At 73.5% G+C, this 21,694-nt stretch carries 21 protein-coding genes; 10 read left to right on the plus strand and 11 right to left on the minus strand.

Going from position 1 to position 21,694, the window contains the following annotated elements; translation table 11 throughout:
• Positions 1-65: 65 nt before the first annotated feature.
• Positions 66-1,883, plus strand: coding sequence for a cation:proton antiporter (locus tag DB033_RS19170; protein WP_111768567.1), 1,818 nt, complete (start codon positions 66-68; stop codon positions 1,881-1,883).
• A gap of 50 nt (positions 1,884-1,933) precedes the next feature.
• Positions 1,934-2,719, plus strand: coding sequence for a GNAT family N-acetyltransferase (locus DB033_RS19175; protein ID WP_111768568.1), 786 nt, complete (start codon positions 1,934-1,936; stop codon positions 2,717-2,719).
• A gap of 111 nt (positions 2,720-2,830) precedes the next feature.
• Here DB033_RS19175 and DB033_RS20990 read toward each other — a convergent pair whose 3' ends face one another.
• A complete protein-coding gene (locus DB033_RS20990) occupies positions 2,831-2,980 on the minus strand; it encodes a hypothetical protein (protein WP_170315600.1) in 150 nt (49 codons plus the stop codon).
• A gap of 384 nt (positions 2,981-3,364) precedes the next feature.
• On the opposite strand from DB033_RS20990, the gene DB033_RS19180 reads away from it, so the two are divergent.
• Positions 3,365-5,128, plus strand: coding sequence for a serine/threonine-protein kinase (locus tag DB033_RS19180; protein ID WP_170315601.1), 1,764 nt, complete (start codon positions 3,365-3,367; stop codon positions 5,126-5,128).
• A gap of 72 nt (positions 5,129-5,200) precedes the next feature.
• Here the strand turns inward: DB033_RS19180 and DB033_RS19185 are convergent, their stop codons facing one another.
• Positions 5,201-5,752 (minus strand): DUF2231 domain-containing protein, encoded by a 552-nt coding sequence (locus tag DB033_RS19185; protein ID WP_111768570.1) that lies wholly within the window; start codon positions 5,750-5,752, stop codon positions 5,201-5,203.
• Positions 5,753-6,580: 828 nt separating this feature from the next.
• Here DB033_RS19185 and DB033_RS20845 point away from each other — a divergent pair.
• Positions 6,581-6,772 carry a hypothetical protein gene (locus DB033_RS20845; RefSeq protein WP_157970807.1) on the plus strand — a complete coding sequence of 64 codons (192 nt, stop codon included), beginning with the start codon at positions 6,581-6,583 and terminating at the stop codon, positions 6,770-6,772.
• 308 nt (positions 6,773-7,080) lie between these two features.
• Here the strand turns inward: DB033_RS20845 and DB033_RS19190 are convergent, their stop codons facing one another.
• The 3 genes from DB033_RS19190 to DB033_RS19200 all read right to left on the minus strand — a co-directional run bounded on the left by DB033_RS19190 (position 7,081) and on the right by DB033_RS19200 (position 9,696).
• A complete protein-coding gene (locus DB033_RS19190) occupies positions 7,081-7,962 on the minus strand; it encodes a manganese catalase (RefSeq protein ID WP_111768571.1) in 882 nt (293 codons plus the stop codon).
• 155 nt (positions 7,963-8,117) lie between these two features.
• Positions 8,118-8,582, minus strand: a complete 465-nt coding sequence (locus DB033_RS19195) for a DUF4383 domain-containing protein (protein WP_111768572.1) — start codon at positions 8,580-8,582, stop codon at positions 8,118-8,120.
• A 187-nt stretch (positions 8,583-8,769) separates the two neighbouring features.
• Positions 8,770-9,696 (minus strand): hypothetical protein, encoded by a 927-nt coding sequence (locus DB033_RS19200; protein WP_111768573.1) that lies wholly within the window; start codon positions 9,694-9,696, stop codon positions 8,770-8,772.
• A gap of 165 nt (positions 9,697-9,861) precedes the next feature.
• Between DB033_RS19200 and DB033_RS19205 the strand changes: the two genes are divergently transcribed.
• Together DB033_RS19205 and DB033_RS19210 are read left to right on the plus strand one after the other, a co-directional pair.
• The gene (locus tag DB033_RS19205) at positions 9,862-10,554 is read left to right on the plus strand and encodes a response regulator transcription factor (protein WP_240615989.1); all 693 of its coding nucleotides are present in this window, start codon (positions 9,862-9,864) and stop codon (positions 10,552-10,554) included.
• Positions 10,551-12,053, plus strand: a complete 1,503-nt coding sequence (locus tag DB033_RS19210; RefSeq protein WP_111768575.1) for a HAMP domain-containing sensor histidine kinase — start codon at positions 10,551-10,553, stop codon at positions 12,051-12,053. The genes DB033_RS19205 and DB033_RS19210 overlap by 4 nt, the downstream gene beginning before the upstream one ends.
• Here the strand turns inward: DB033_RS19210 and DB033_RS19215 are convergent.
• Genes DB033_RS19215 through DB033_RS19240 form a run of 6 tightly spaced genes read right to left on the minus strand, consistent with a single transcriptional unit; the run spans position 11,959 to position 17,881 of the window.
• Positions 11,959-12,801 carry an NAD-dependent epimerase/dehydratase family protein gene (locus tag DB033_RS19215; protein ID WP_111768576.1) on the minus strand — a complete coding sequence of 281 codons (843 nt, stop codon included), beginning with the start codon at positions 12,799-12,801 and terminating at the stop codon, positions 11,959-11,961. The genes DB033_RS19210 and DB033_RS19215 overlap by 95 nt on opposite strands.
• The gene (locus tag DB033_RS19220) at positions 12,798-13,904 is read right to left on the minus strand and encodes a mandelate racemase/muconate lactonizing enzyme family protein (RefSeq protein ID WP_111768577.1); all 1,107 of its coding nucleotides are present in this window, start codon (positions 13,902-13,904) and stop codon (positions 12,798-12,800) included. The genes DB033_RS19215 and DB033_RS19220 overlap by 4 nt, the downstream gene beginning before the upstream one ends.
• Entirely contained in the window at positions 13,901-14,527 is a 627-nt protein-coding gene (locus tag DB033_RS19225; protein ID WP_111768578.1) for a helix-turn-helix domain-containing protein, read from the minus strand. The genes DB033_RS19220 and DB033_RS19225 overlap by 4 nt, the downstream gene beginning before the upstream one ends.
• Positions 14,524-16,158, minus strand: a complete 1,635-nt coding sequence (locus DB033_RS19230) for an ABC transporter permease (protein WP_170315602.1) — start codon at positions 16,156-16,158, stop codon at positions 14,524-14,526. The genes DB033_RS19225 and DB033_RS19230 overlap by 4 nt, the downstream gene beginning before the upstream one ends.
• A 5-nt stretch (positions 16,159-16,163) precedes the next feature.
• On the minus strand, positions 16,164-16,817 hold the full coding sequence (locus tag DB033_RS19235; RefSeq protein ID WP_205844044.1) for a hypothetical protein: 654 nt from the start codon (positions 16,815-16,817) through the stop codon (positions 16,164-16,166).
• A gap of 35 nt (positions 16,818-16,852) precedes the next feature.
• Positions 16,853-17,881, minus strand: coding sequence for an ABC transporter substrate-binding protein (locus tag DB033_RS19240; RefSeq protein ID WP_111768580.1), 1,029 nt, complete (start codon positions 17,879-17,881; stop codon positions 16,853-16,855).
• A 258-nt stretch (positions 17,882-18,139) separates the two neighbouring features.
• Between DB033_RS19240 and DB033_RS19245 the strand changes: the two genes are divergently transcribed.
• The 4 genes from DB033_RS19245 (at position 18,140) to DB033_RS19260 (ending at position 21,598) form a co-directional block, all read left to right on the plus strand.
• Entirely contained in the window at positions 18,140-18,790 is a 651-nt protein-coding gene (locus DB033_RS19245; RefSeq protein ID WP_205844045.1) for a 1-acyl-sn-glycerol-3-phosphate acyltransferase, read from the plus strand.
• An 80-nt stretch (positions 18,791-18,870) separates the two neighbouring features.
• Positions 18,871-19,596 carry a hypothetical protein gene (locus DB033_RS19250; protein WP_111768581.1) on the plus strand — a complete coding sequence of 242 codons (726 nt, stop codon included), beginning with the start codon at positions 18,871-18,873 and terminating at the stop codon, positions 19,594-19,596.
• Positions 19,593-20,957: a sensor histidine kinase gene (locus tag DB033_RS19255; RefSeq protein ID WP_111768582.1), complete on the plus strand. Its 1,365-nt coding sequence runs from the start codon at positions 19,593-19,595 to the stop codon at positions 20,955-20,957. Before DB033_RS19250 ends, DB033_RS19255 begins: the two co-directional genes overlap by 4 nt.
• Positions 20,954-21,598 carry a response regulator gene (locus DB033_RS19260; RefSeq protein ID WP_111768583.1) on the plus strand — a complete coding sequence of 215 codons (645 nt, stop codon included), beginning with the start codon at positions 20,954-20,956 and terminating at the stop codon, positions 21,596-21,598. Before DB033_RS19255 ends, DB033_RS19260 begins: the two co-directional genes overlap by 4 nt.
• Positions 21,599-21,694 lie beyond the last annotated feature (96 nt).

Raw genomic sequence — 21,694 nt, forward strand, 5'->3', positions numbered from 1 at the left:
GGACGGTCGCGCGCTCCCCTCGATCGCGTCGTCGCCCGGACTCCAGCGGAAGGACCGGTGACAGCATGGAATCCCTGCTCCCGGTGATCGGACTCATCGTCGGCGTGCTGATGGTGACCACCCTCGCGGCCCGGTACAACGCGCCCGCCCCCATCGTCCTGGTGGTGGTCGGGTTCGCGGTCTCGTTCATCCCCGGGGTGCCGACCTTCGCGGCCAGCCCCGACCTGGTGCTGTACGTGCTGCTCCCGCCGCTGCTGTTCAGCGCCGCGTTCGAGTCGTCGGCGGTGGCCATCCGGCAGCTGATCCGGCCGATCCTGCAGATGTCGGTGGTGCTGGTGCTGCTCACGGCGTTCACCGTGGCGGCGGTGTTGAAGCTGGTGCTGCCGGACCTGCCGTTCGCCGCGGCCGTGGCGCTCGGCGCCATCGTCGCCCCGCCGGACGCGGTGGCCGCGGTCGCGGTGGGCCGCAAGGTCGGACTGCCACGGCGGCTGGTCACGGTGCTCGAGGGCGAGTCGCTGTTCAACGACGCGACGTCACTGGTGACCCTCAAGGTCGCCATCGCCGCGATCGGCGCCACCTCCCTGTCGTGGGGATCGGCTCTGGGCGAGTTCGGCTGGGCAGCGCTCGGCGGCCTGGCGATCGGCACCGCTCTGGGCTACCTGCTGTCCTTCGTCCGGCGGATCGCCGGCTCGCCGTTGACCGTCACCGTGCTGTCGCTCGTGTCGCCGTTCGCGGCCTATGCGATCGGCGAGGAGGCCCACGTCTCCGGCGTCATCGTGGTGGTGGTCGTGGGGCTCATCCTCGGGCACCGGTCGCCGCTGGAGGTGGCGGCCTCGGTGCGGTTGACGGAGGCCGCGAACTGGGCGGCGCTGCGCTTCGCGCTCGAGGGACTGGTGTTCGCGCTCATCGGTCTGCAGCTGTGGGAGATCGTCAACGACCTCGACACGAACCAGTACCACGTCTTCCTCGCCATCTTCGCGGTGGTGGCGACGGTGCTGGTGAGCCGGCCGCTGTGGCTGTCGGTGATCCACCTGCTGACCCGGCTCGGCCCCGGCTCCACCACGGTCGGTCCTCGCGGGGTCGCCGCACTGTCCTGGGCGGGGATGCGCGGCGTGGTCTCGCTGGCCGCTGCGCAGACCCTGCCCGTGGACACCCCGTACCGGGCGCTGCTGCTGGTCTGCACCACGACGGTGATCATCGGGACCCTCGTGCTGCAGGGCCTGAGCCTGCCGTGGGTGATCCGCCGGCTCGGCGTCGTCGAGGACCACCGCGCCGACGACCTGCAGCAACGCACCGACGCGCACGCCCGCGCCGCCGAGGAGGTCAACTCCCGGGTGGACGCGATGCTGGCCGCCGGCGAGGTCTCCGACCACCAGGCGGACCTGATGCGCCGCTGGGCGTCCATGCGCGACTGGCGCAACTGGGACGACGACGCGGCGTCCCGTGAGTTCGGCCGGCGACTCAGCGTCGTGTCGGACTGGCGGCTGCGGCTGCTCGCCATCGAACGGTCGGTGATCGTGCAGATGCGCAACGACAGCGAGCTCACCGAGGAGGTGCTGGCGGAGATGCAGCGCGACCTCGACCTGGAGGAGGCGTTGCTGGAGCGCCGGTCGGAGGCCGTCGACGGGCATCTGGACGAAGCGCCCGAACGGGCCGCGGACAACCTCGAGCCCGAGGGCGACAGCACCCGCGAGGACGTCGACACCAAGACGCGGCAGGACCCCGACACCGGCCCGTCGGGATCGACGATGCGCGACCGCGAGGACCCCGCCGACAGCGGTCCGCGGGATGTCGAGGACGTGGGTGACCTGACCGAGGACGCCGCCGGGATCGACGCGTCCGAGGTGCCGACGGGTGACGCGCGGGGCTCCTCCCCCGCCTGACCGCGGAACCCACTGGCCGCGGGGCTCGGCTGCTGCCACACTGCTGCACCGTGCAGATCCGCTCCCTGGGGTACCGGACCGACCTCGCGCTGCTGCGGCTGGGCGGGTCGGTCGTCGACGACCGCGGCGACCACCTGGTGGTGCGGAGCCTGCACAACCCGCACCATTTCTGGGGCAACTTCCTGCTGCTGGACGCCGTCCCGGCCCCGACGGACGTCGACCGGTGGGTGGACCGGTTCGCCGCCACCTTCCCCGGGGCCGGGCGGCTGACGCTGGGGTTCGACGGCACCGACGGCACGGTGGCCGATCTCGCCGCCTTCACGGCGCGTGGCTGCTCCGCCGAGGCGCAGGCCGTCCTGACCGCCACCGAGGTACGGCCGCCCGGACGGCGCGACCCCGCGGCCGAGTTCCGGCCCCTACGCGACGACGCGGACTGGGCACAGAGCGTCGAGCTGCGCCTGCGCTGCAACACCGACGATCCTTCGTACGACCGGATGTTCGTCACCGCCCACGCCGCGACGCAGCGACGGCTGGTGACCGACGGCCCCGGCGTGTGGTTCGGCGCCTTCGTCGACGGGCACCTCGTGGCCCAGCTGGGCCTGGTGCGGACCGGGGCGGGACTCGCCCGCTACCAGTCGGTCGAGACCGATCCCGCGTTCCGCCGGCGCGGGTTGGCCACCGGCCTGCTGCACGACGCAGGGCGGCACGGACTCGAGCGTCTCGGCGCGCGGACGCTGGTCATCGTGGCCGACTCCGACGACGTCGCCGTCCACCTCTACCGGGCCATCGGGTTCCGTGACGCCGAGACGCAGTGCCAGGTGGAGGGCCCCGGCTGATCCCGTGGCCCGGGGGGCGGCGCGTGCCCGTCGGCGCGGAACGATTCCCGAACGCAGAAGCGCCCGGACCTGGACGGTCCGGGCGCGGCGGTCGAGCGGCGGTCGGTGCGGTCAGCGACCGATGACGCCCTGGTTCTGGGCGATGACGATCAACTCGTTGCGCATCGCGGGCGTCGAGGCCTCGTCGATGGCTCGGTTCACCGCGCGCCGGTTGCGAGCGGCGATCCGGTGATTGCGGATGGTGCGTGCGACGTTGCTCATGATCGAACCTTTCTCTCCGGCGCTGTGCGGACCGTGACGTACCGGTGGTGCAGACTGCCGAACCCTGGTGGTGGACGCCCCGGCGGCGTCACTGGGTACGACGCCGGAACCGCACCGGATGTTACCCGATTCGCCGGTGAACTGGGTCACGCGCCGTCAGATCGCCGGTCACCTTCCGTCTCGACAGGTGAACGACCGGTGAACACCGCTATTCACCGGACGCGAATCAGTCGCCCGCCGGGCCCCGGCCGCCGGCCCCGTCCATCGGTGTCCGCCGTGGCCGCCGGCGCATCGGGAGGCCGGGCACCACCGTCGCGGTCACCCGGAGCAACCGGTCCGCTGCACATGCGCCGGACCGGACCGAACCGGGTAAAAGGCCCGCCGATGGACGAATCGAGCGACACCGCCACCTCCCCGACCGCAGCCACCACCGACCGGACCGGCGCGGACACCGGCACGGACGCCGCCGCAACCCGACCGTGGAGTCCGGCGCCTGCAGGGGCGACCGCACCGGACACCCGGGTGCTGGGCACGCGGTACCGGCTGCGCGAACGGATCGGCCGCGGCGGGACCGCCACCGTCCACCGGGCCTGGGACGGCCTGCTCCACCGTGAGGTCGCGGTCAAGGTCTTCGAGCCGTGGGCGGCCCCCGGCCCCGCACACCGCGACGACCGGCTCCGCGAGATGCAGGCACTGGCGGCGGTGGACCACCCCGGCCTGGTGTCGGTCTACGACGCCACGGTCGCCGACCCGGCCGATCCCGACGCGACGACCTACCTCGTGATGGAGCTGGTGGCCGGCAGCACCCTCGCCGACCGACTCGCCGACGGCGCGGTGCCCGAGCCCCTCGTTCGGTCGTGGGCCGTCACGTTGGCCGGCGCTCTCGCCGACGTCCATGCGGCCGGCCTGGTCCACCGCGACGTCAAACCGGCGAACGTGCTGCTGGGCCCGGCCGACGGAGTCAAGCTGGGTGACTTCGGGCTGGCCCGCTCGCTGCACGCCGACGCGCGCATCACCCCCGGGCCCGACGTGGTCGGCACCCCGGCGTACCTCAGCCCGGAGCAGGCCGCGAGCGACCCGGTCGGACCTCCCACGGATGTCTACGCCCTCGGGCTCGTGCTGCTCGAATGCCTGACCGGGCGCCGTGAGTACCCGGGCGAGGCGATCAGCTCGGCGCTGGCCCGGCTGCTGCGCTCGCCCGACGTTCCCGACGATCTGCCGGCGCCGTGGCCGCGCCTGCTCGGCGCGATGACCGCCCGGGATCCGGAACGGCGGCCGGACGCCGCGACCGTCCTGCGGGTCCTCACCGCCGGTTCCGACACCGTCGCGGTCTGGCCGCCGTCGTTGGAGGCGCTCTTCACCGCCGACGACCACGCCCCGAGCCGGCGGCGGCGTCGGATCGGCATCCTCGCCACCGCCGGATCCCTCGCCGCGATCACCGCCACCGTGATCGCGACGCTCGTCGGCCCCGGCGACCCCGGTGCACCGCCGCCGGCCGCGGTCGCCGATCAGCCGGCTGTGATCGCCGACGAGCCCGCGACGACGTCAGGCAGCACGGCGGGCACTCCCACCGGCACCGGGGGGGCGGCCGCGTCGACCGCGCCGATCACCTCGACCGTGGTCGTTCCGCCGGCCCCCGCCTCCTCGACCCCGGACGGAGCCGTCGTACCGGTGACCGCGTCGTCGACGGGCTCGGCCGGACCGACAGGGTCGGCAACGTCGACAGGGTCGGCAACGTCGACAGGGTCGGCAGGGTCGGCAGGGTCTTCCGGGTCGGCGACGTCACCGGTCGGCACGCCGCCGGCGGAGCCGACCGCGGCCGGCGCGGCCGAACCGGTACCGGTCGAAGTGGTCCCGGACCGGCCGGCCACCGCGGTGCCGACCACGGCACCCGCCGACGCATCCACGGTGCCGCCGGCTCCCGACGCCACCACGCCGGACGTGGAACCTGCCGACACCGGCAACGGCGCCGGCAACAACGGCAACGGCGGCAACCAGGGCAATGGCAACCAGGGCGGCGGCGGCAACCAGGGCGGCGGCAACCAGGGCGGCGACAACCAGGGCGGCGGGCGGGGTCAGGGCGGGGACGGTACCGGCAGCCAGGGCAACGGGAACGGCGGCGGCCGGGGTCAGGGCAACGGCCGCTGACGCAGCCCGACGCCCGACGCCCGACGCCCACCGACGCGCGAGCGCGAGGATCTCAGCTCGAGCGCACGGGTGTCAGCGCGCGGCGATCCTCGCCGGGTCGTTGCCGGCGACGTTGGCGCCGAGCGCGTAGGACAGGTGCCCGCCGAGGTAGCCCCCGGCCGCGAGGGCCACCGCGCCGGCCACCGCCACCACGGCACCCGCACGGTGCTTGCCGGCGGCGCGCAGACGCCAGGACGCGACGTAGGCACCGAGCGCCACCGAGTTCGAGGCGGCGTGCACCAGACCGACGCGACGCCCGGCCCCGGTGGTCGTACGCCAATCGGCCAGTCCGGTCACCGCGGCACCGACGGCCCCGATGATGCCCGCCCCGACGAGCTGCTGCGCCGCCCGCGGGCTGCGGCCGCTCACGTCGAGCAGGCTGGCGGAGGCCCAGCACCCGATCGGCAGCGTGATGAGCAGCGGGTGCACGGGATGTCCCAACCAGGTGCCGTGCAGGGCCGCCCAGACCGGCGGCCGCAGCGCGGAGTCGAGTGCGGCGGCCACCGCGTCGGCGGGGCGGTCGAGGACCGTGGCCTGCTCCACGCGCTTGACGGTCGTGGCGAACAGAGGCGAGGTCATGGTCATGGCAGCTCCCGGCAGCGCAGTTCGTACCGCCGCCTGGGTCAGGCCGGTCGGTACACCGGAAGGAGTGACCCGATGACTGCCGTGGCAAACACCCGCCGGGTACCGGGGACCTGGTTCGCCGCACCCGAGAACGGGGGCATTCGGCCGTCAGGTCGAACCACGGCCTCCGAGCGATCGTGGGACGTGGCACCGGCACGACGGCCTGTCGCCGGCCACGTCCCCGGCCGCGGACGCCACCGTCGCCGCCCCGCACCGGTGTCGATCACTGCCCGGCGACCCGCCGCCCCGGCCGTCCGGAACCTGATGACCGTCGTCGGCGAGCCGACGTCGGGGGGCACGATCGACCGGGTCCGCCCGGCATTCGCGATGTGGAGCAGCTCCGGCATCACGCCGCCCACCTCCTCCGCCGCGGCTCGGACCCGACCTGTCGGCGTGACCGACGGCGGTCCCCCGCCCCCCGCCCCGACCGGAGGAACCGATGGATCTCACCGCCCGGCTGGGCGCGGAAGTGGCTCGCCTCCGACGAATCTCGGTCGACCGACCCGAGCTGGCGGCGGACCGGCTCGCCCGGGCGTGCGTGTCGATCCTGCCCGCCGCCGCCGCCGGGGTCAGTTGTTCTCCCCGGACGATTACCGGTTTCCGGCGGGTGCGAGCGACGTTGGCGCGTCGGTGGCCGAGCGCCTCCAGTTCACCCTCGGCGCCGGTCCTGCCTGAATGCCCACGACACCGGCAAGCCCGTGGAGGCGAGCGGGGCGGCGATGGCGCCGGTGGCCCGAGTTCCACCTGCAGCCGGTCAGCCGCACTCCGTGCCGCGCCATGTCGCCGCCGATGAGCGCTCATCCGCACGGGATGGGTTGCGGGGATCTGTGCCTCGTCGACGACGCCGCGTTCGGCATGCTCGACCGGGCGGAGACGGGTGCCGTCCTCCGGCACATCCGGACCCTGCTGCTCGTGACGACGCCGACGTCGAACCGGCATGGGTGGGTGGCGCGGTCGGCTCTCCGCGAATCCGCGTTCTGACGGCGATCGGCATGCTCGACGTGGCCCTCGGGGTGACCGCCGCGCCGGCGCTGGACGTCCCGCGCACGCGTTCAGCGCGGACACCACGGTCGACGACATCGCGGCACGGCTGGTCAGCCGCGAGCTGCCCCCTCGCACCGGATCCCGGCAGCGACCGCTGACCGCTCGCGCGGGCCCCAGCCCGCCGACCCCGTGGGAGACCCGGAACGCCGACGACCCACGCCGCAGCGTGGGTCGTCACATCGCCGTCCCGGACGGTCCGGCACTACGGCAGACCTGCCGTGGACCGGACCGCGCCCGCGGATCGCTCAGCCGATGTTGAACGTGTCCTTGATCGTCGCGCCGGCCTTCTCGATGAGGTCGGGCCGTTCCGTGGTCCCGTAGAAGCGGGAATCCGGATGGGTGGGCGCCGGCATCGGGACGCCGGCGGGGGGCTCCGCCACATAGCTGAACTCGCCCTTGCCGTCGGGAGTCGGCCCACTGGCCCATTTCCCGTCCGCGGCGGCGGCCCCGTCGGAGAAGTTGATGTACTGGTAGTGCACGTCCTGGTCCTCGTGGGACTGCGGGAACTTGCCCGGTACCGGGAACTCCTCGACCCCGTTCTCCTGCAGGTCCTGGATCGCGGCGAGCCACTGGTTCTGGTGCATGGTGTCGCGGGCGATGAGGAACCCCAACAGGTCTCGCACACCGTGGTCGTCGGTCATGTGGTAGAGCCGGGCGGCCTGCAGCCGGCCCTGCATCTCACCGTTGGCGTTGGCGGTGAAGTCGGCGAGCAGGTTGCCGCTGGCGGTGATGTAGCTGCCCATCCACGGGTTGCCGTTGCTGTCCACGGCGCGCGCTCCGGCGCCGGCCACGATCGCGTGCTGGACATCCATACCACCCACGACCGCGGCGACCGCCGGGTCCGCCTGCAGCCCGTCGTCGGTGATGCCGATCGGTGCCTTCTCCAACAGCTGGGCGATCATCGTGGCCAGCATCTCCACGTGTCCGAACTCCTCGGAGGCGATGCCGTACAGCAGGTCCCGGTACTTGCCGGGGATGTGGGAGTTCCAGGCCTGAAACCCGTACTGCATGGCGATGGTGATCTCGCCGTACTGGCCGCCCAGCACCTCCTGCAGCTTGCGGGCGTAGACGGCGTCGGGGCGGTCGGGCTTGGCCTGGTGTTGCAGTTCCTGGCGATGGAGAAACATGGCGCTCCTTCGTGTCCGGGATCAGACGGGATCGTGAGCAGGGCGACGCGCCCACCCGCCGCCCGCGGCTGGCGGGCGGTCGGGCAGGCGGATCGCGGTCCGCCGCACGTGTCGACGGACAGGTGCCGGGTCGCCCCGGCGGGGAGTGCGTCCGGTCAGCGGCTGCGCGGAGCGGCAGCCGCGTGGGAACGGCCGAGGATCGCGCCGAGCGCGATCATGCCGATACCGAGCACCAGGTGCAGCCAGTTGTCCGCGTTGTTGACGGGGACGAAGTTGGCCGAGCTGTCGTGGTCGATCACCAGACCGTAGATCCACAGCACCAGGTAGATGGCGCCGCCGCCGATCAGGTACGTCTTCGCCGAGGAGGACCGGCGCGACATCGCCAGCCCGGCGACGCCGAACAACAGGTGGACGATGTTGTGCAGGATCGACACCTGGAAGATGCCGAGCAGTTTCGCGTCGGACTCGTGCCCGGCGAAGCTGAGGGTGTCGTAGTCGCTGGTGATCCCGGGGATGAACCCGAGGACACCGACGAGCAGGAAGACGATGCCGACGATTCTCGCTGCGGTGCGCAGCAGGGAATGGGTGTCGCCGGTGGTACGGGGGGAGCTGCTGGTCATTGTCGGTTCCCGGAGGTGTGTCCCAAGCCGTGTCTGTCTCAGCTGCTTCCTGCGATGCCCCCGGTGACGGAGCGCGAAACACCCTCACGCCACGTACGTCCGGCGGGACCGCCGGCCGGGCGATGCACCGCGCGTCGACACCGGGCCCACCGGGGCCGCCGGCAGTCGACCGGCGGCCCCGGGCGGATCACGTCGTGGGCAGCACGGCTGCCGACGTGGCGACCACGGTCGTGCCGGCAGCGTCGACGGACCCGGTGATCCGCACCTGATCCCCCACAGCGGCGGTGGTGGTGACGCCGGACAGGTCGACGGCGATGCGCAGACCCTCCCGGTTCGTCACGGTGGCGACGGTCGACGAGAGCGCGGTGACCGTGCCGTCGACATGGGCGACGACGATGCGCGCGCTCAGGATCTCGCCGCCGAGGACCCGGATCTCGACCCGGGAGCCGGGCACGAGCTCGGCAGCGGTGGTCCGGACCGGTGCCGCGTCGCCGTCCGCCGGCTTCGGGCCGGCGGGGCCGAACCGGGTGTCGTCGGTGAACGTCGCGCTGACGCTGTCACCGCTGTCGGACCGGACGGTGAGCCCCGTGTCACTCGAGTCGACGACGACCCCGACCGTCGCGGTCGAGCCGTCGGCGGCGGGCCCGGCCGTCGGGCCGCCGGGGGCGACACGGCCGGGACCCCCGGGGGGTGTAACAGGCGGGGTGGGCGCCGAGCCGTCGACCGGCGGGGTGGGCGCCGAGCCGTCGACCGGCGGGGTGGGCGCCGAGCCGTCGACCGGCGGGGTCGGCGGCGTGCCGTCGACCGGCGGCGTGGGTGCCGAGCCGTCGACCGGCGGCGTGGGCGCCGCACCGTCGACCGGCGGGGTCACGGCGGAGCCGTCGGGAGCCGGGCCGGCGGCGGCGGACGCCGCCGGGACCGACGGTGCGGTGGGAGTGCCGGTGGCGCCGTCGTCGGCGGCGGCCGTGGTGGTGAGCAGCAGACCGGCGCCCAGCACGCCACCGATCAGCGCGGTGACCGGCAGCCGGCGGCGGCGCGCCGGGGCGACGGCGGCCGTGTCGACGGCCGGCGGGACGTCGGTGGAGCGGGGGGTGTGGTCGAACGGGTGGTTCACGCTGGCTCCTCGGATCGGTCACCCGGAGTCGACCGGGTGCTCGACGACGACGCTGCCGGGCGCACCTGAAGCGGACCTGAAGGCGGCGGCCACCGCGGGCAGACTTCAGGAAACGCTCAGGTCCGGCGCAGCCGCCCCGCCGGCGGGCTCACCACAATGGAGCGGGTGAGCCCACCCCGATCCGCCACCGCCGCCGCGCGCCCCCGGGTGCTGCTCGTCGAGGACGCGGACGCCATCCGGATCCCCGTCGAGGCCGCCTTGACCGGTGCCGGCTACGAGACCCTGGCGCTGCCCGACGGCGAGCGGTTCGAGGAGCACCTGGCCGGCTTCCGGCCCGATCTGGTGCTGCTGGACGTGATGCTGCCCGGCAGGGACGGGCTCGCCCTGCTGCAGGTGACCCGGTCGGGCACCGACGCCGGGGTCATCCTGGTCACCGCCCGGGACGCTGTCCCGGATCGGCTGACCGGCTTCGGCGCGGGCGCCGACGACTACGTCGGCAAACCGTTCGCGCTGGCCGAGCTGCTGGCCCGGGTGTCGGCGCTGCTGCGCCGGCTGGGCCGGGTGCCCAGCGTCGTGCAGGTGGGGAACGTGGTGATCGACGCCGGAGCGGGTACCGCGCTGCGTGGGAACGTGCCGCTGGACCTCACCGCCACGGAGCTGCGGCTGCTGGGCTATCTCGCCGCCCAGCGCGGGCGGACGGTGAGCAAGGTGCAGATCCTGACGTCGGTCTGGGGTTACGACGACTACGACCCGAACCTGGTCGAGGTCCACGTCAGCGCGCTGCGGCGCAAGCTGGAGGCGCACGGCGACCGGATTCTGCACACCGTCCGCGGCCTCGGTTACGTGCTCCGCGGATGACCGCGCCACGCCCCGGACGAGCGCTGAGGACCACGTCGCTGACCCGTCGGGTGCTGCTCTCCTCACTGACCGTGTTGATGCTGGTGCTGGGCGCCGCCGGCATCCTCACCGACGTACTGGTGGGTGCCCAGTTGCGCTCCGACGCGATGAACCGGCTCACGAGCCGGGCCGATCTGGCGCAGCAGGCCCTCACCGACGGCGCCGACGCAGGAGAGATCGTGGCCGCGGCCAAGGGCGACGGCGTCACCGTGTCGTTGCTGCGGGGGGACGGCCGCGTCGTCGGTGACCCGGCGGTACGGCCGGCGCCACCCGGACCCGGTGGCCCGGCCGGCCCGGTCCCGCCCGTCGCGGCCGACACCCTGTCCGCCGACCGCGAGACCCTGACCCGCCGGCTCAGCGACGGGACCCTGCTGACCGTCGCGGTCGACACCGCCGGGATCGGCCAGGTGCGGGGCCAGCTGCGGGCCGTGCTCTACCCCCTGCTGATCGGCGCCCTGGTGCTGGCCGGGCTGCTGCTGCTGGTCGCGACGCGCACCGCGTTGCGGCCACTGGACCGGATGACCGCACTGGCCGGCTCCATCACCGGCGGACAACGCGGCCGCCGCCTCGGCCCGTCGCGGACGGACACCGAGCTGGGTCGCACCGCGGCCGCATTCGACGGGATGTTGGACGCCCTGGAGGGCGCGGAGGCGGCGGCGCGGCAGTCGGAGCGACGGACCAGGCAGTTCGTCGCCGACGCCGCGCATGAGCTGCGGACGCCGATCGCCGGGGTGCGGGCGGCGGCCGAGGCGGTCCTGTCGGCGGGCGCGGACGTCGCCGCGCAGGAGCGGGAGCGGCTGGAGCTGCTGGTGGTCCGGGAGGCGCGGCGCGCCGGCCGCCTCGTCGAGGACCTGCTGTCGCTGGCCGGGATCGAGTCGGGCCTGGCGCTGCGGGTGGAGCCGGTGGAGCTGTCGGCCCTGCTGGCCGCCGAGGTCGAGCGGACCCGCCTCGTCGGACGGGCGGGTCTCGGTGTCGAGCTCGACGCCCGTCCGTGCACCGTGCCAGCGGATCCGGTTCGCCTCGGGCAGGTCGTGGCCAACCTGCTGGACAACGCCCGTCGCTACACCGACCGGCCCGGACGGGTCCGCGTGCACCTGGACCGCGACCCCGACGGGGTCCGGGTGCTCGTCGTCGACGACGGCCCCGGGGTCCCCGCGGCCGATCGCGAGCGGATCTTCGACCGGCTGGTGCGGCTCGACCGTGCGCGCGTCCAGGAGACGGTCACCGGCAGCACCTCCGGGTCGGGGCTGGGCCTGTCGATCGCCCGCGGGATCGCCCGGGCCCACGGCGGCGATCTCCTGTGCGTCGAGCCGCCGGCTCCGTGGACGGGAGCGGCGTTCGTGCTGTCGCTGCCGACGCGGACCGTCAGCCGAGCTGATCCCGCCACGAGTGCCGAGGCTCCCAGCCGAAGAGTTCCCGGGCCCGGTGGATCGCGTAACCACCGGCATCGGCCCGGCTGACCGCGTCGACCCGGACATCCGGATGGTGCGCCGCCAGGGCCGCCCGGATGTCGCGGCCGCCGATGTTGTCCGCAGCGGCGGCGAAGACCGCTTCGTGGCCGGTGCTGTCGGACTCCACGGCACGCACGATGAGGTCGGCCAGATCCCGGACGTCGAGGTAGGACCAGAACACCGCGGTGGTCAGGGTCGGGTCGTCGACGAACGGACCGAGATGCCGGCGGTAGGTGTCCGGGGTGATGACCCAGGTCGCCCGGATCGACACCGCCGCCATGCCGGACCGCCGGCAGGCCGCGGCGCAGAGCTGTTCACCGACCAGCTTGGACTGTCCGTAGGGGTCGACCGGCGTCAGCGGGTGCGAGTCGTCGATGGGGAAGGACGCCGGTCGCAGGGCCCCACCGGACCAGGTGTAGCCGGTGACGCTGTCGCTGGACAGGTTCACCAGTCGGCGCACCCCGGCCCGCACACACGCCTCGGCGACGTTGAAGGTACCGACGGCGTTGACCGCGAACACCCGGTGGGCCGGGTCGCGGGTCGGTTCCGGGATGCCCGCGGTGTGCACGACGGCGTCCACACCGGTGACGGCGGCGAACATGTCGCCGGCATCGGTGACGTCGGCCCGCACGTACGGGGCTCCGTCGTAGTCCGGGACCGCGAGGTCGAGGCCGACGACGGCGTGGCCGGCGGCGGTCAGGGCCTCGACCGCGGACCGGCCCACCTTGCCCCGCGCCCCGGTGACGAGGACCCTCACGGCAACCGGCTCGCCTCGACCACCGCGGGTGTCAGCGTCACCCCGAGCCCCGGCCGGTCCGGGATGGGCAGCCGCCCGTCCTCGATGGACGCGATACCGAACTCGTCGCCGCCCGACTGGGTGCGCAGCACGGTGTCCAGGTGCACCGGGTATTCGAGCAGATCCACCTCGGGAGCGGCGGCGGCGGCCTGCAGCACCGCACCCAGCCCGATCAACCCGGCGTGGTAGTGCAGCACCGCCCGGACCCCGAGACCGGCGGCCATCCGGGCGATCTCGCACGCCTCCGCGATACCACCGGAGATGCACGGATCCGGCTGGACCACCGAGATCTCCCCCGCGGTCAGCGCGGCCAGCGCCTCCTCGGCACTGAACAGGTGCTCACCGGACGCCAGCGGCACCCGGCTGCGGGCGGCGGCCCGGGCCATCGCGCCGTGCCGGCTCTGCAGCAGCGGCTCCTCGAGCCATCGGATGTCCAGTTCCGCCATCCGGTCGGCCAGCCGCGCAGTCGTCGGCAGGTCCAGCGACTCGCTGGCGTCGACCATCATCTCGATGTCGCGGCCGAGCAGCGTCCGCAGGTCCCCGAGGACGTCGACCGCGCGGTCGGGACGCGGCCCGGTGCGCAGCTTCACGTGCCGGACGCCGCGGTCCAGCATCGGCTGCAGCCGTCCGAGGTGGAAGGCGGCGTCGTGATCGTCGAGGAACGGGCTGCTGCCGGCGTAGACCGGGATGCTGTCGCGCACCCGCCCCAGCAGCGACGAGACCGACCGCTGCCGCTCCTGGCCGACGAGGTCCCACAGCGCGATCTCGATCGCGCTCCGGGCCTGGGCACTGGCCCAGCTCTCCCCCAGTTCGCGGCGGGTGGCGCGGCGCAGCCGACCGATCAGCGGGGCGACCGCGGTCAGCTCCTGCCCTTCCAGCAGCGGACCGAAGGCGTCCCGGACGATCGCGGCGTGCACGGTGGGATAGGAGATGCCGAAGCAGTCGCACGCCTCCCCGTGGCCGACCAGACCGGTGTCGGTCTCGATCCGCACCGCGAAGAAGGTCATCGGCCCGTTGGCCGACCGGGTGGTCATCGGCAGCGGGGTGATCCGCGAGATCCTCATTGCGGTGGTTCCTCTCGGTCGTGGACGGAGCGGGCCTCCAGGTCGGCGTCGTCGTGCGGTCCGGCCTGGACGACGAGGACGCGACTGGGCCACTTCGTCGGGATGCGCCAGCGGTGGTGGAGGAGTTCCGGGACGTACATCGAGTCGCCCGCCTGCAGGGTGTGCACCCCGCGGTCGTCGAGGTCGACCAGGAGCGTGCCCGACAGCACGTGCAGGAACTCGGCCACCGCGTGCCGCCAGTAGACGGTCTCGTAGCGGTCCGACGTCACGTGGAACTCGAGCGGGTTGAGACTGCGCACACCGCGGACCAACGGCCGGGTGTAGCCCATCTCGTGGACGCTGACCAGCGGATCGTCGGCGCGCACGATCGAGATGTCGGTGTCGGACTCGCCCGCCGAGGCCTGCGCGCTGGCCGTCAGGACGGCCATGGTGGTGCCCAGCGCCGACGCGATCCGTTGCAGCGACTGCATGCTCGGTTGCGCCTTGCTGCGTTCGATCTGGCTCAGGAAGGGATTGGACAGCCCGGTGAGGCCGGCCAGCTGCACCAGGGTGAGCCCCTGTACCTGGCGCATCGAGCGGATGGTGGCGCCGAGATCGGTGCCGACGGCGGGGGTGAGCGTCATACGGTCGCCGCCGCGGGCGCCCAGGCGGAGTCACCGGCGTCGGGGACGTCCTGGGCGGCCCCCGTGACCCGGCCGCGGTAGCGGCGGGCGGCCAGTTTCTCGAGGAGCCCGACACCCGCGTACACGGCGAAGGACAACAGCGTGACGATGACGACCTCCGTCCACAGCAGGTCGTAGCGCGCCGACGTCATGGACAGGATCATGTCGTACCCGAGCCCGTCGCCGGTGGCCAGCCACTCGGCCAGCAGCGCCCCGGTGAAGGCCAACGGGGCCGCGATGCGCAGCGACGACAGCAGCCCGCTCAGGGCCACCGGGGCCTGGACGAGCACGAAGGTCCGCCACCGGCTCGCGGCGTAGGCGGCCATCAGGTCGGCGGAGTCCCGGGGGATCCGCTCCAGCGCGAGCAGCACCGTGACCAGGGTCGGGAAGAACGTGACCAGGCCACCGATCACCGCCACGCTGCCGACGCCGCGCCCGGCCACCAGCACGATGAGCGGTGCCATCGCCACCATCGGCACGGTGCGCAGCGCCAGCACCACGCCCATGAAGGCCGCCCGCAGGGTCCGGGACAGCGCGAACGCCGACGCCACCACGATGGCCGCGACCACCCCGGTGACCAGTCCGATCAGCGCGTCCCCCAGCGTCGCGACGGACAGCTCGAACAACCGCGCCCGGCGGTCGGGCCCGGCCGCCGGGCTGGTGGTCAGGAACGTCCACACGTCCAGCGGCGACCGCCCGATGAACGACGAGACGCCGGTGACGGACAAGAAGGCGGTCCACGCCAGCAGTACGGCGGCGAGACCGGCCAGCGCGCCGAGGGTCCCGGACACCAGCGCCGGCACCCGGCGCACCGGCGGCCGCGCGGCGCCGGCCACCGCCTGGGCGGTCAGCTCGCGCGACCACGGCACCAGCAGCCGGGAGACCCACCCGAGCACGCCGTAGGCGACCCCCGCCAGCGCCGCCCCCACCAGGGCGACCGCCCACGTCCGCGGGATCTGCATGGACTGCTGTGAACTGATCATCAACACCCCGAGACCGCTGTCGGCGCCGATGTACTCGCCGATGATCGCCCCGAGGAGCGCCGCCGGGGCGGCGATCTGGAGCCCGGTGAACAGCGCGGGCAGGGCGGCGATGCTGCGGACCTTCCGCAGCGTCATCCACCGGCCGCCGCCCTGCGCGACGATCAGGTCCACGCTCGTCGGGTCCGCGGCCCGCAGGCCCGCGGCGGCGCCGACCAGGGTGGTGAAGAAGACCGACAGCGCGGCCAGCACGATCCGCGCGGTGCCCTCGGCGAAGACGATCGCAAAGAGCGGACCGATCGCCACCACCGGGAGGCAGTAGGAGAACACCCCGATGTGCATGATCGGCCGCGCGAGAGCCGGCACGACCAGCGCCACCACCGCCAGCGCGACGGCGGCCAGGTTGCCCCACAGGTAGCCCTGCGCGGCGGCCGACACCGTCACCCAGGAGTTGGTCGCGTACAGCCCGGCTCCGTCCCTGACCATCTGGGCGATGATCTGCACCGGCCCGGGGACGGTGCCGCCGGCGCGCAGCACCGTGACCGAGGCGAGCTGCCACAGCAGCAGGATCACCGCGGTGCCGATGGCACCGGCGACCCGTGGTCGGCGCAACGGGTTCACGACATGGTGTCCAGCGCCGCGTCGACGGACTCCCGCGGCGCCGGGGCGGTGTACCGGTCCTCGGTGTCCGGGTCCAGACCGTCGCCGCCGAGCAGCGTCCGGACGTAGGCCGACCAGGGCGAGCCCTCGGGGTGCAGCTCACCGGCCAGCCGGTGGCCACCGGCGGCCCACCAGAAGTCGGTGTCACGACCCAGCTGGACGCCACGCCGGGTGTGGTGGTCCACGTGCATCTCCCGCACCACGACGGCGCGCTCGCCGCTGTCCACCAGCGTGGAGGCCCAGAAGGCGAGCTCCATCGTGCTGCGGTCCTTGGCCGCGCCGGCGAGCAGCTTCACGGCGTGCGCGGAGTACATCCAGCGCTCCAGGTCGGTGGTCTGGCGGGTGCGCTGTTCGTTCATCGCGTACAGCAGGGCGGGAGCGTTCGGCAGGCCCTCACCGACGTCCTCGACGGCGATGATCTCCAGCCGTCGCCACAGCAGTTCCTCGGTCTGCACGCCGGTCCGGAACAGTTCGTACGCGGCCAGCGTGGCCTCCTCGATCAGCCCGCGGCGGATGGACTTCTGCAGGACGGAGCGGACCTCGTCGACCCGGAATCCGCCGACGGTGACGGCGCGGCTCCAGATGTCGGCGTTCTGTTCGGGTTGGGGCACGGGCGATCTCCTCGGTTCGGTGGGACGGGACCGCCTCAGGCGGCGTGGACCTCGGCCAGCACGCTCATGTCGAACAGGTCCTCGGAAGCGGTGATCCCGCCGGCCGCCAGCGTCGCGATCGACTCGCTGATCAGCGCCGGGGTCATGGTGAACAGGCCGTTGGCCGTGGTGTCGGGGGTGACCATCAGATCGTTGGACGCCTTGCACGACGCGGTCTGCCCCCCGAGGTCGAGACCGTTGTCCTTGCCGTAGGTCTCGACGGCGAGCTTGGCCCCCAGGGCCGGGTCGGCGATCGCGTCGGTCCAGCCCTTCACGTCGGCCTTCATGAACGCCACGATCTGGGCACGGGTGGTCGGGTCGGCCAGGGCGGCGGTGCGGACGGTGTAGGTACCGGTGGGCAGCAGGTAGCCGTGGTCGGCGAGGAGCATGACGGTGATGTCGTTGCCCTTCTCGCGCAGCTGGACGGCGTCGTCGTTGGAGTAGCCCCAGAAGCCGTCGACCTCACCGGACACCAGCGGAGTGAGGTCGTGCTGGACCGGCACCTGGGTGAAGGTGCCCGCGTCGATGCCGCTCAACTTCAGGAAGGCGTCCCAGGCCACCTGGTTCACCGCCTGGATGCCGATCTTCTTGCCGGCCAGATCGGCGGGCGAGGTGATCGGATCGGCCATCGAGATGATGGAGAACGGGCTCTTCTGGTAGCTGGCACCGATGATCTTGAGGTCCGCCCCGGCGGCGACCGCGTTTGCGGTGAAGTCAGGCGAGCTCTGGGTGACCAGGGCCTTGCCGGACTCGGCCACCGCGTCGGTGGCCACGTTGGGACCGCCGGCCAGCAGGTCGACGGCGAGGCCGGCGTCCCGGTAGTAGCCCTTGTCGTCGGCGATGTACTCGCCGGCGAACTGGAAGTTCTTGATCCAGCTCAGCTGGTACGCCATCGCGGTGGCACCGCCGGCGGAACTCGAGGGCGCGGCGGCGGAGGAACTGCTGCCGCAGGCGGACAGCAGCGGGGCGCCGACCACGAGGCCGGATGCGGCGATGCTGGTGCGCAGGAAGGCACGACGGTCCATGGGGACTCCTCGGGGATGGACGGGCGGGCGGCCGGGCCACGCTGAACGGCGCTCGAATCTTGACGTGATCAAGATTGGCAAGGGCTCGTTTCGCTCACGTTTCCACCGGTAACGATCGTGCGCCGGACTTCTCACCACCGTCAGCGCACAACGTTCTCGGTGTCGCCAAGATCGGTCGTTCCGGCGCGTCGCCTGCGGCCCGCTTGCCGGTGGTTCGGGAGATGCCCGCAGGCCACCCTGACGCCGTAGGGTCGCCTCGTGAAGAGATGGGCTATCCGACGGAACCTGACCGCCGGGCTGTGGCGGGTGTTCGGCTGGCGTTTCGTCGGTCAGCCCACCGAGAGCCGGGCGGGCATCCTGATCGGCGCACCGCACACGTCCAACTGGGACTACGTCGCGATGCTGGCCATCTGCTGGCGGTCCGGCATCGCACCGAAGTTCCTCGGCAAGAAGGAACTGTTCAGCGGGCCCATGGGCGTCCTGGCCCGCCTCAGCGGCGGCATCCCGGTGGACCGCGACAATCCGCACGCCCTGGTCTCCGAACTCGTCGAGCTGGTGCGCCACGGCGACGAGTTCTTCCTGGTGATCGCACCCGAGGGCACCCGGGCGAAGAAGGACTACTGGAAGTCCGGCTTCTACCGGCTCGCCGAGGACACCGGCCTGCCCGTGACGCTCGGCTTCATCGACCGGGCGACGAAGACGGCGGGCTGGGGCCCGACCCTGCACGTCACCGGCGACGTCGCCGCCGACATGCAGGTGCTGCGCGACTTCTACCGCGACAAGGGTGGAGTGCACCCGGCGAACAGGACCGAGCCCCGGTTCCGGGTCGAACGACCCACCCGGGCCGCCCTGGCCCGCGAGAAGGCCGCCGGCGACGTCCCGCCGACCGGACCCGGGCCGGTCGTCTGATCCGGTACTAGTACCAAGGTCGGATACCGCACTGCACACCTTCCGGGGGACAAAGGAGGTCGACAGTGAGGAGAACGGACATGAAGCGGATCGCCATCCTGGGCGGCCTGATCGTCGCGGCGTGTGTGCCGGCGATCGCGGGTCTCGTCGGCAACGCGTCCTTCGGTGACAGCGTCCCGGTGCGGGTGCCGACGTCGGCGGTGCTGACCACCGGGCCGCTCGACGACCGGGGCGGTCTCACCCTCCTGGACGACGACGGCCCTGCGACCGGCGGCACGCGGACCACGGGCGGGAGCACCGGCACCCCCGGCACGTCGGTGGTGTCGTCGACCGACCCGGCTCCGGGGACGACCGGTGCCACACCCACCACCGGCGACACCGCCACCAGCACGTCGTCGTCCCGGACGTCGAACGACCCGGTCGGCCCGGTCGGCCCGGTCACCAGCTCGCCCGGCGGCCCGGCGGGAAGCGGATCGAGCACCGCGGCGCCGACCGCGCCCACCACTCCGACCGCGCCGACCGCGCCGACATCCGACGACCACGGCGGCGACCGCACCACCGAGCCGGCCGACGACCACGGCGGCGACCGCACCACCGAGCCGGCCGACGACCACGGCGGCGACCGCACCACCGAGCCGGCCGACGACCACGGCGGCGACCGCACCACCGCACCGGCCGACGACCACGGCGGCGACCGCGACCGCGGTGGGGACGACGGCGGCGATGACGGCACGGGCTCCCACGGCGGCGACGGCGGCACGGGATCCGGGCACGGCGGAGGGGAGGACGGCTCCGGCCGTCGATGAACGTCACCGACCGCGACGGCCCGGCCTGGGTCGTTCTCGCCTCCGGCGCACCGGTCGCTCCCGAGCGGCCGGTGCGCCGCCGGCGTGTCTTCCTCCAGGTCATCCTGGGTGCCCTGGTGGTGATCGTCGCGGTCGCGATCGCCGGTGTGGTCGCGGCCCGGCGGCTCGCCGAGGCCGAGGCGGTGTCCGACGCGGCCGGGACCGCGGACCTGCTGGCCGAACTGCTGGTGCAACCCGCCCTGCGGGACGGGATCCTCGACGGTGACGCGGCCGCGGTGGACGCGGTGGACGCCGTCGTCCGTGCGCACGTCCTGGCCGGGCCGCCGGTGGTGCGGGTCAAGCTGTGGGATCCGGCGGGCCGGATCCTGTACTCGGACGAACCGCGGCTGATCGGCGCCACCTTCGCCCTGGGCGAGGACGAGCGGGAGGTCTTCGCCGACCCCCGGACCCGGGCCGAGGTGTCCGACCTCGACGCCCCCGAGAACGTCTACGAACGCGGCCGCGGACAACTGCTCGAGACCTACCGCCCGGTGTGGGCGCCGTCCGGGCAGCCGTTGCTGTTCGAGGCGTACTTCCGCTACGACGAGGTCACCGCCCGCAGCGGACAGCTGTTCCGCGGCTTCGCCGGCATCACCCTGAGCAGCCTGCTGCTGTTGGTGGTGCTGTTGCTCCCGGTGCTCTGGCGCCTGCTGGACCGCCTGAGACTGGCGCAGGCCCAACGCGAGTCGTTGCTGCAGCGCGCCGTGGACGCCTCCGCGGACGAACGCCGCCGGATCGCCGGGACCCTGCACGACGGTGTCGTGCAGGACCTGGTGGCCACGTCGTTCGCCGTCGCCGGCGCGGCCGAGCAGGCGGCCACCGACGGCCGCACGGGACCGGCCGCCGAGCTGCGCCGGGCCGCCGCCACGGTCCGGACCAGCATCGGCGGGCTGCGCTCGCTGCTCGTCGACATCTACCCGCCGGGGCTCGCCGACGGAGGGCTGGCCGCGGCGCTGGACGACCTGGCGGCCGGCCTGCGGAGCCGGGACATCCGCGTCGACGTCGAGGTCGACGCCGTCGATCTCGACCCCGACCGGCAGCGGCTCGCCTACCGGGTGGCCCGGGAATGCCTGGGCAATGTCTCCCGGCACTCCGGCGCCACCACGGCCGTCGTCCGACTGACCCGGCAGGACGGCGCCGATGTCCTCGAGATCGCCGACGACGGGGTCGGTTTCGATGTGGAGGCGGCGCTGGCCCGGCCCGCCGAGGGTCATTTCGGGCTGCGGGTGCTCGGCGACGTCGCCGGCGACGCGGGCGCCGGACTGCGGGTGGCGAGCGCCCCGGGGGCCGGTACCCGTTGGCAGCTACGGTTCCCGGTATGACGACGCGCCCGACACCGACCCGGGTGCTGCTGGTGGACGACCACCCGCTGGTCCGGGCCGGGCTGGCCGCGTTGATCTCCGGCGCGCCCGACCTCGAGGTCGTCGCCGAGGCGCCCGGCGGTGAGTCGGCCGCGGACGTCGCCGCCGAGCACCGGCCCGACGTCGTGCTGATGGACCTGTCGATGCCCGGCGTCGACGGCGTCGAGGCCACCCGGCGGGTCCTGGCGGTCCGCCCGGCGACCCGGGTCGTCGTGCTCACCTCGTTCTCCGACACCGCCCGCGTCACCGAGGCCCTGCGGGCGGGCGCGATCGGCTACCTGCTCAAGGACAGCGATCCGGCGCAGCTGCTGTCGGCCATCCGGTCGGCCGCCCGCGGTCACGCGCCCCTGGATCCGCGCATCGCCACGGCGCTGCTGCCGACCGCGGCGGTGCCGCTGAGCGAACAGCTGAGCGCCCGGGAGCGGCAGGTACTGGTCCTGCTCACCCGGGGCCTGTCCAACCGGCAGATCGGGCGCGACCTCGGGATCGCCGAGCGGACGGTGAAGGTCCATGTGGGGAGCCTGTTCCGGCGGCTCGGGGTGGCCGACCGGACGAGCGCGGCGATGTGGGCCCGGGACCACCTGCCGGACGCCCGGCGCTGACGTCGGCGCCGGACCCCGCGGCCGCGTGACCGGAACCGGTACCGGCACCGAGGTTTCATGGCGGGACCGGTACTAGTACCGAGGTCTCATGGCGGG

Source organism: Nakamurella deserti, assembly GCF_003260015.1.
Classification (GTDB): domain Bacteria; phylum Actinomycetota; class Actinomycetes; order Mycobacteriales; family Nakamurellaceae; genus Nakamurella; species Nakamurella deserti.

What these genes read in the sequence shown, in the direction of transcription:
- DB033_RS19170 (WP_111768567.1), top strand. Translation starts at nt 66, where the DNA reads ATGGAATCCCTGCTCCCGGTGATCGGACTCATCGTCGGCGTGCTGATG.
- DB033_RS19250 (WP_111768581.1), top strand. Translation starts at nt 18,871, where the DNA reads ATGAAGCGGATCGCCATCCTGGGCGGCCTGATCGTCGCGGCGTGTGTG.
- DB033_RS19190 (WP_111768571.1), bottom strand. Translation starts at nt 7,962, where the DNA reads ATGTTTCTCCATCGCCAGGAACTGCAACACCAGGCCAAGCCCGACCGC.
- DB033_RS19225 (WP_111768578.1), bottom strand. Translation starts at nt 14,527, where the DNA reads ATGACGCTCACCCCCGCCGTCGGCACCGATCTCGGCGCCACCATCCGC.
- DB033_RS19180 (WP_170315601.1), top strand. Translation starts at nt 3,365, where the DNA reads ATGGACGAATCGAGCGACACCGCCACCTCCCCGACCGCAGCCACCACC.
- DB033_RS19240 (WP_111768580.1), bottom strand. Translation starts at nt 17,881, where the DNA reads ATGGACCGTCGTGCCTTCCTGCGCACCAGCATCGCCGCATCCGGCCTC.
- DB033_RS19210 (WP_111768575.1), top strand. Translation starts at nt 10,551, where the DNA reads ATGACCGCGCCACGCCCCGGACGAGCGCTGAGGACCACGTCGCTGACC.
- DB033_RS20845 (WP_157970807.1), top strand. Translation starts at nt 6,581, where the DNA reads ATGAGCGCTCATCCGCACGGGATGGGTTGCGGGGATCTGTGCCTCGTC.
- DB033_RS19185 (WP_111768570.1), bottom strand. Translation starts at nt 5,752, where the DNA reads ATGACCATGACCTCGCCTCTGTTCGCCACGACCGTCAAGCGCGTGGAG.
- DB033_RS20990 (WP_170315600.1), bottom strand. Translation starts at nt 2,980, where the DNA reads ATGAGCAACGTCGCACGCACCATCCGCAATCACCGGATCGCCGCTCGC.
- DB033_RS19195 (WP_111768572.1), bottom strand. Translation starts at nt 8,582, where the DNA reads ATGACCAGCAGCTCCCCCCGTACCACCGGCGACACCCATTCCCTGCTG.
- DB033_RS19220 (WP_111768577.1), bottom strand. Translation starts at nt 13,904, where the DNA reads ATGAGGATCTCGCGGATCACCCCGCTGCCGATGACCACCCGGTCGGCC.
- DB033_RS19255 (WP_111768582.1), top strand. Translation starts at nt 19,593, where the DNA reads ATGAACGTCACCGACCGCGACGGCCCGGCCTGGGTCGTTCTCGCCTCC.
- DB033_RS19260 (WP_111768583.1), top strand. Translation starts at nt 20,954, where the DNA reads ATGACGACGCGCCCGACACCGACCCGGGTGCTGCTGGTGGACGACCAC.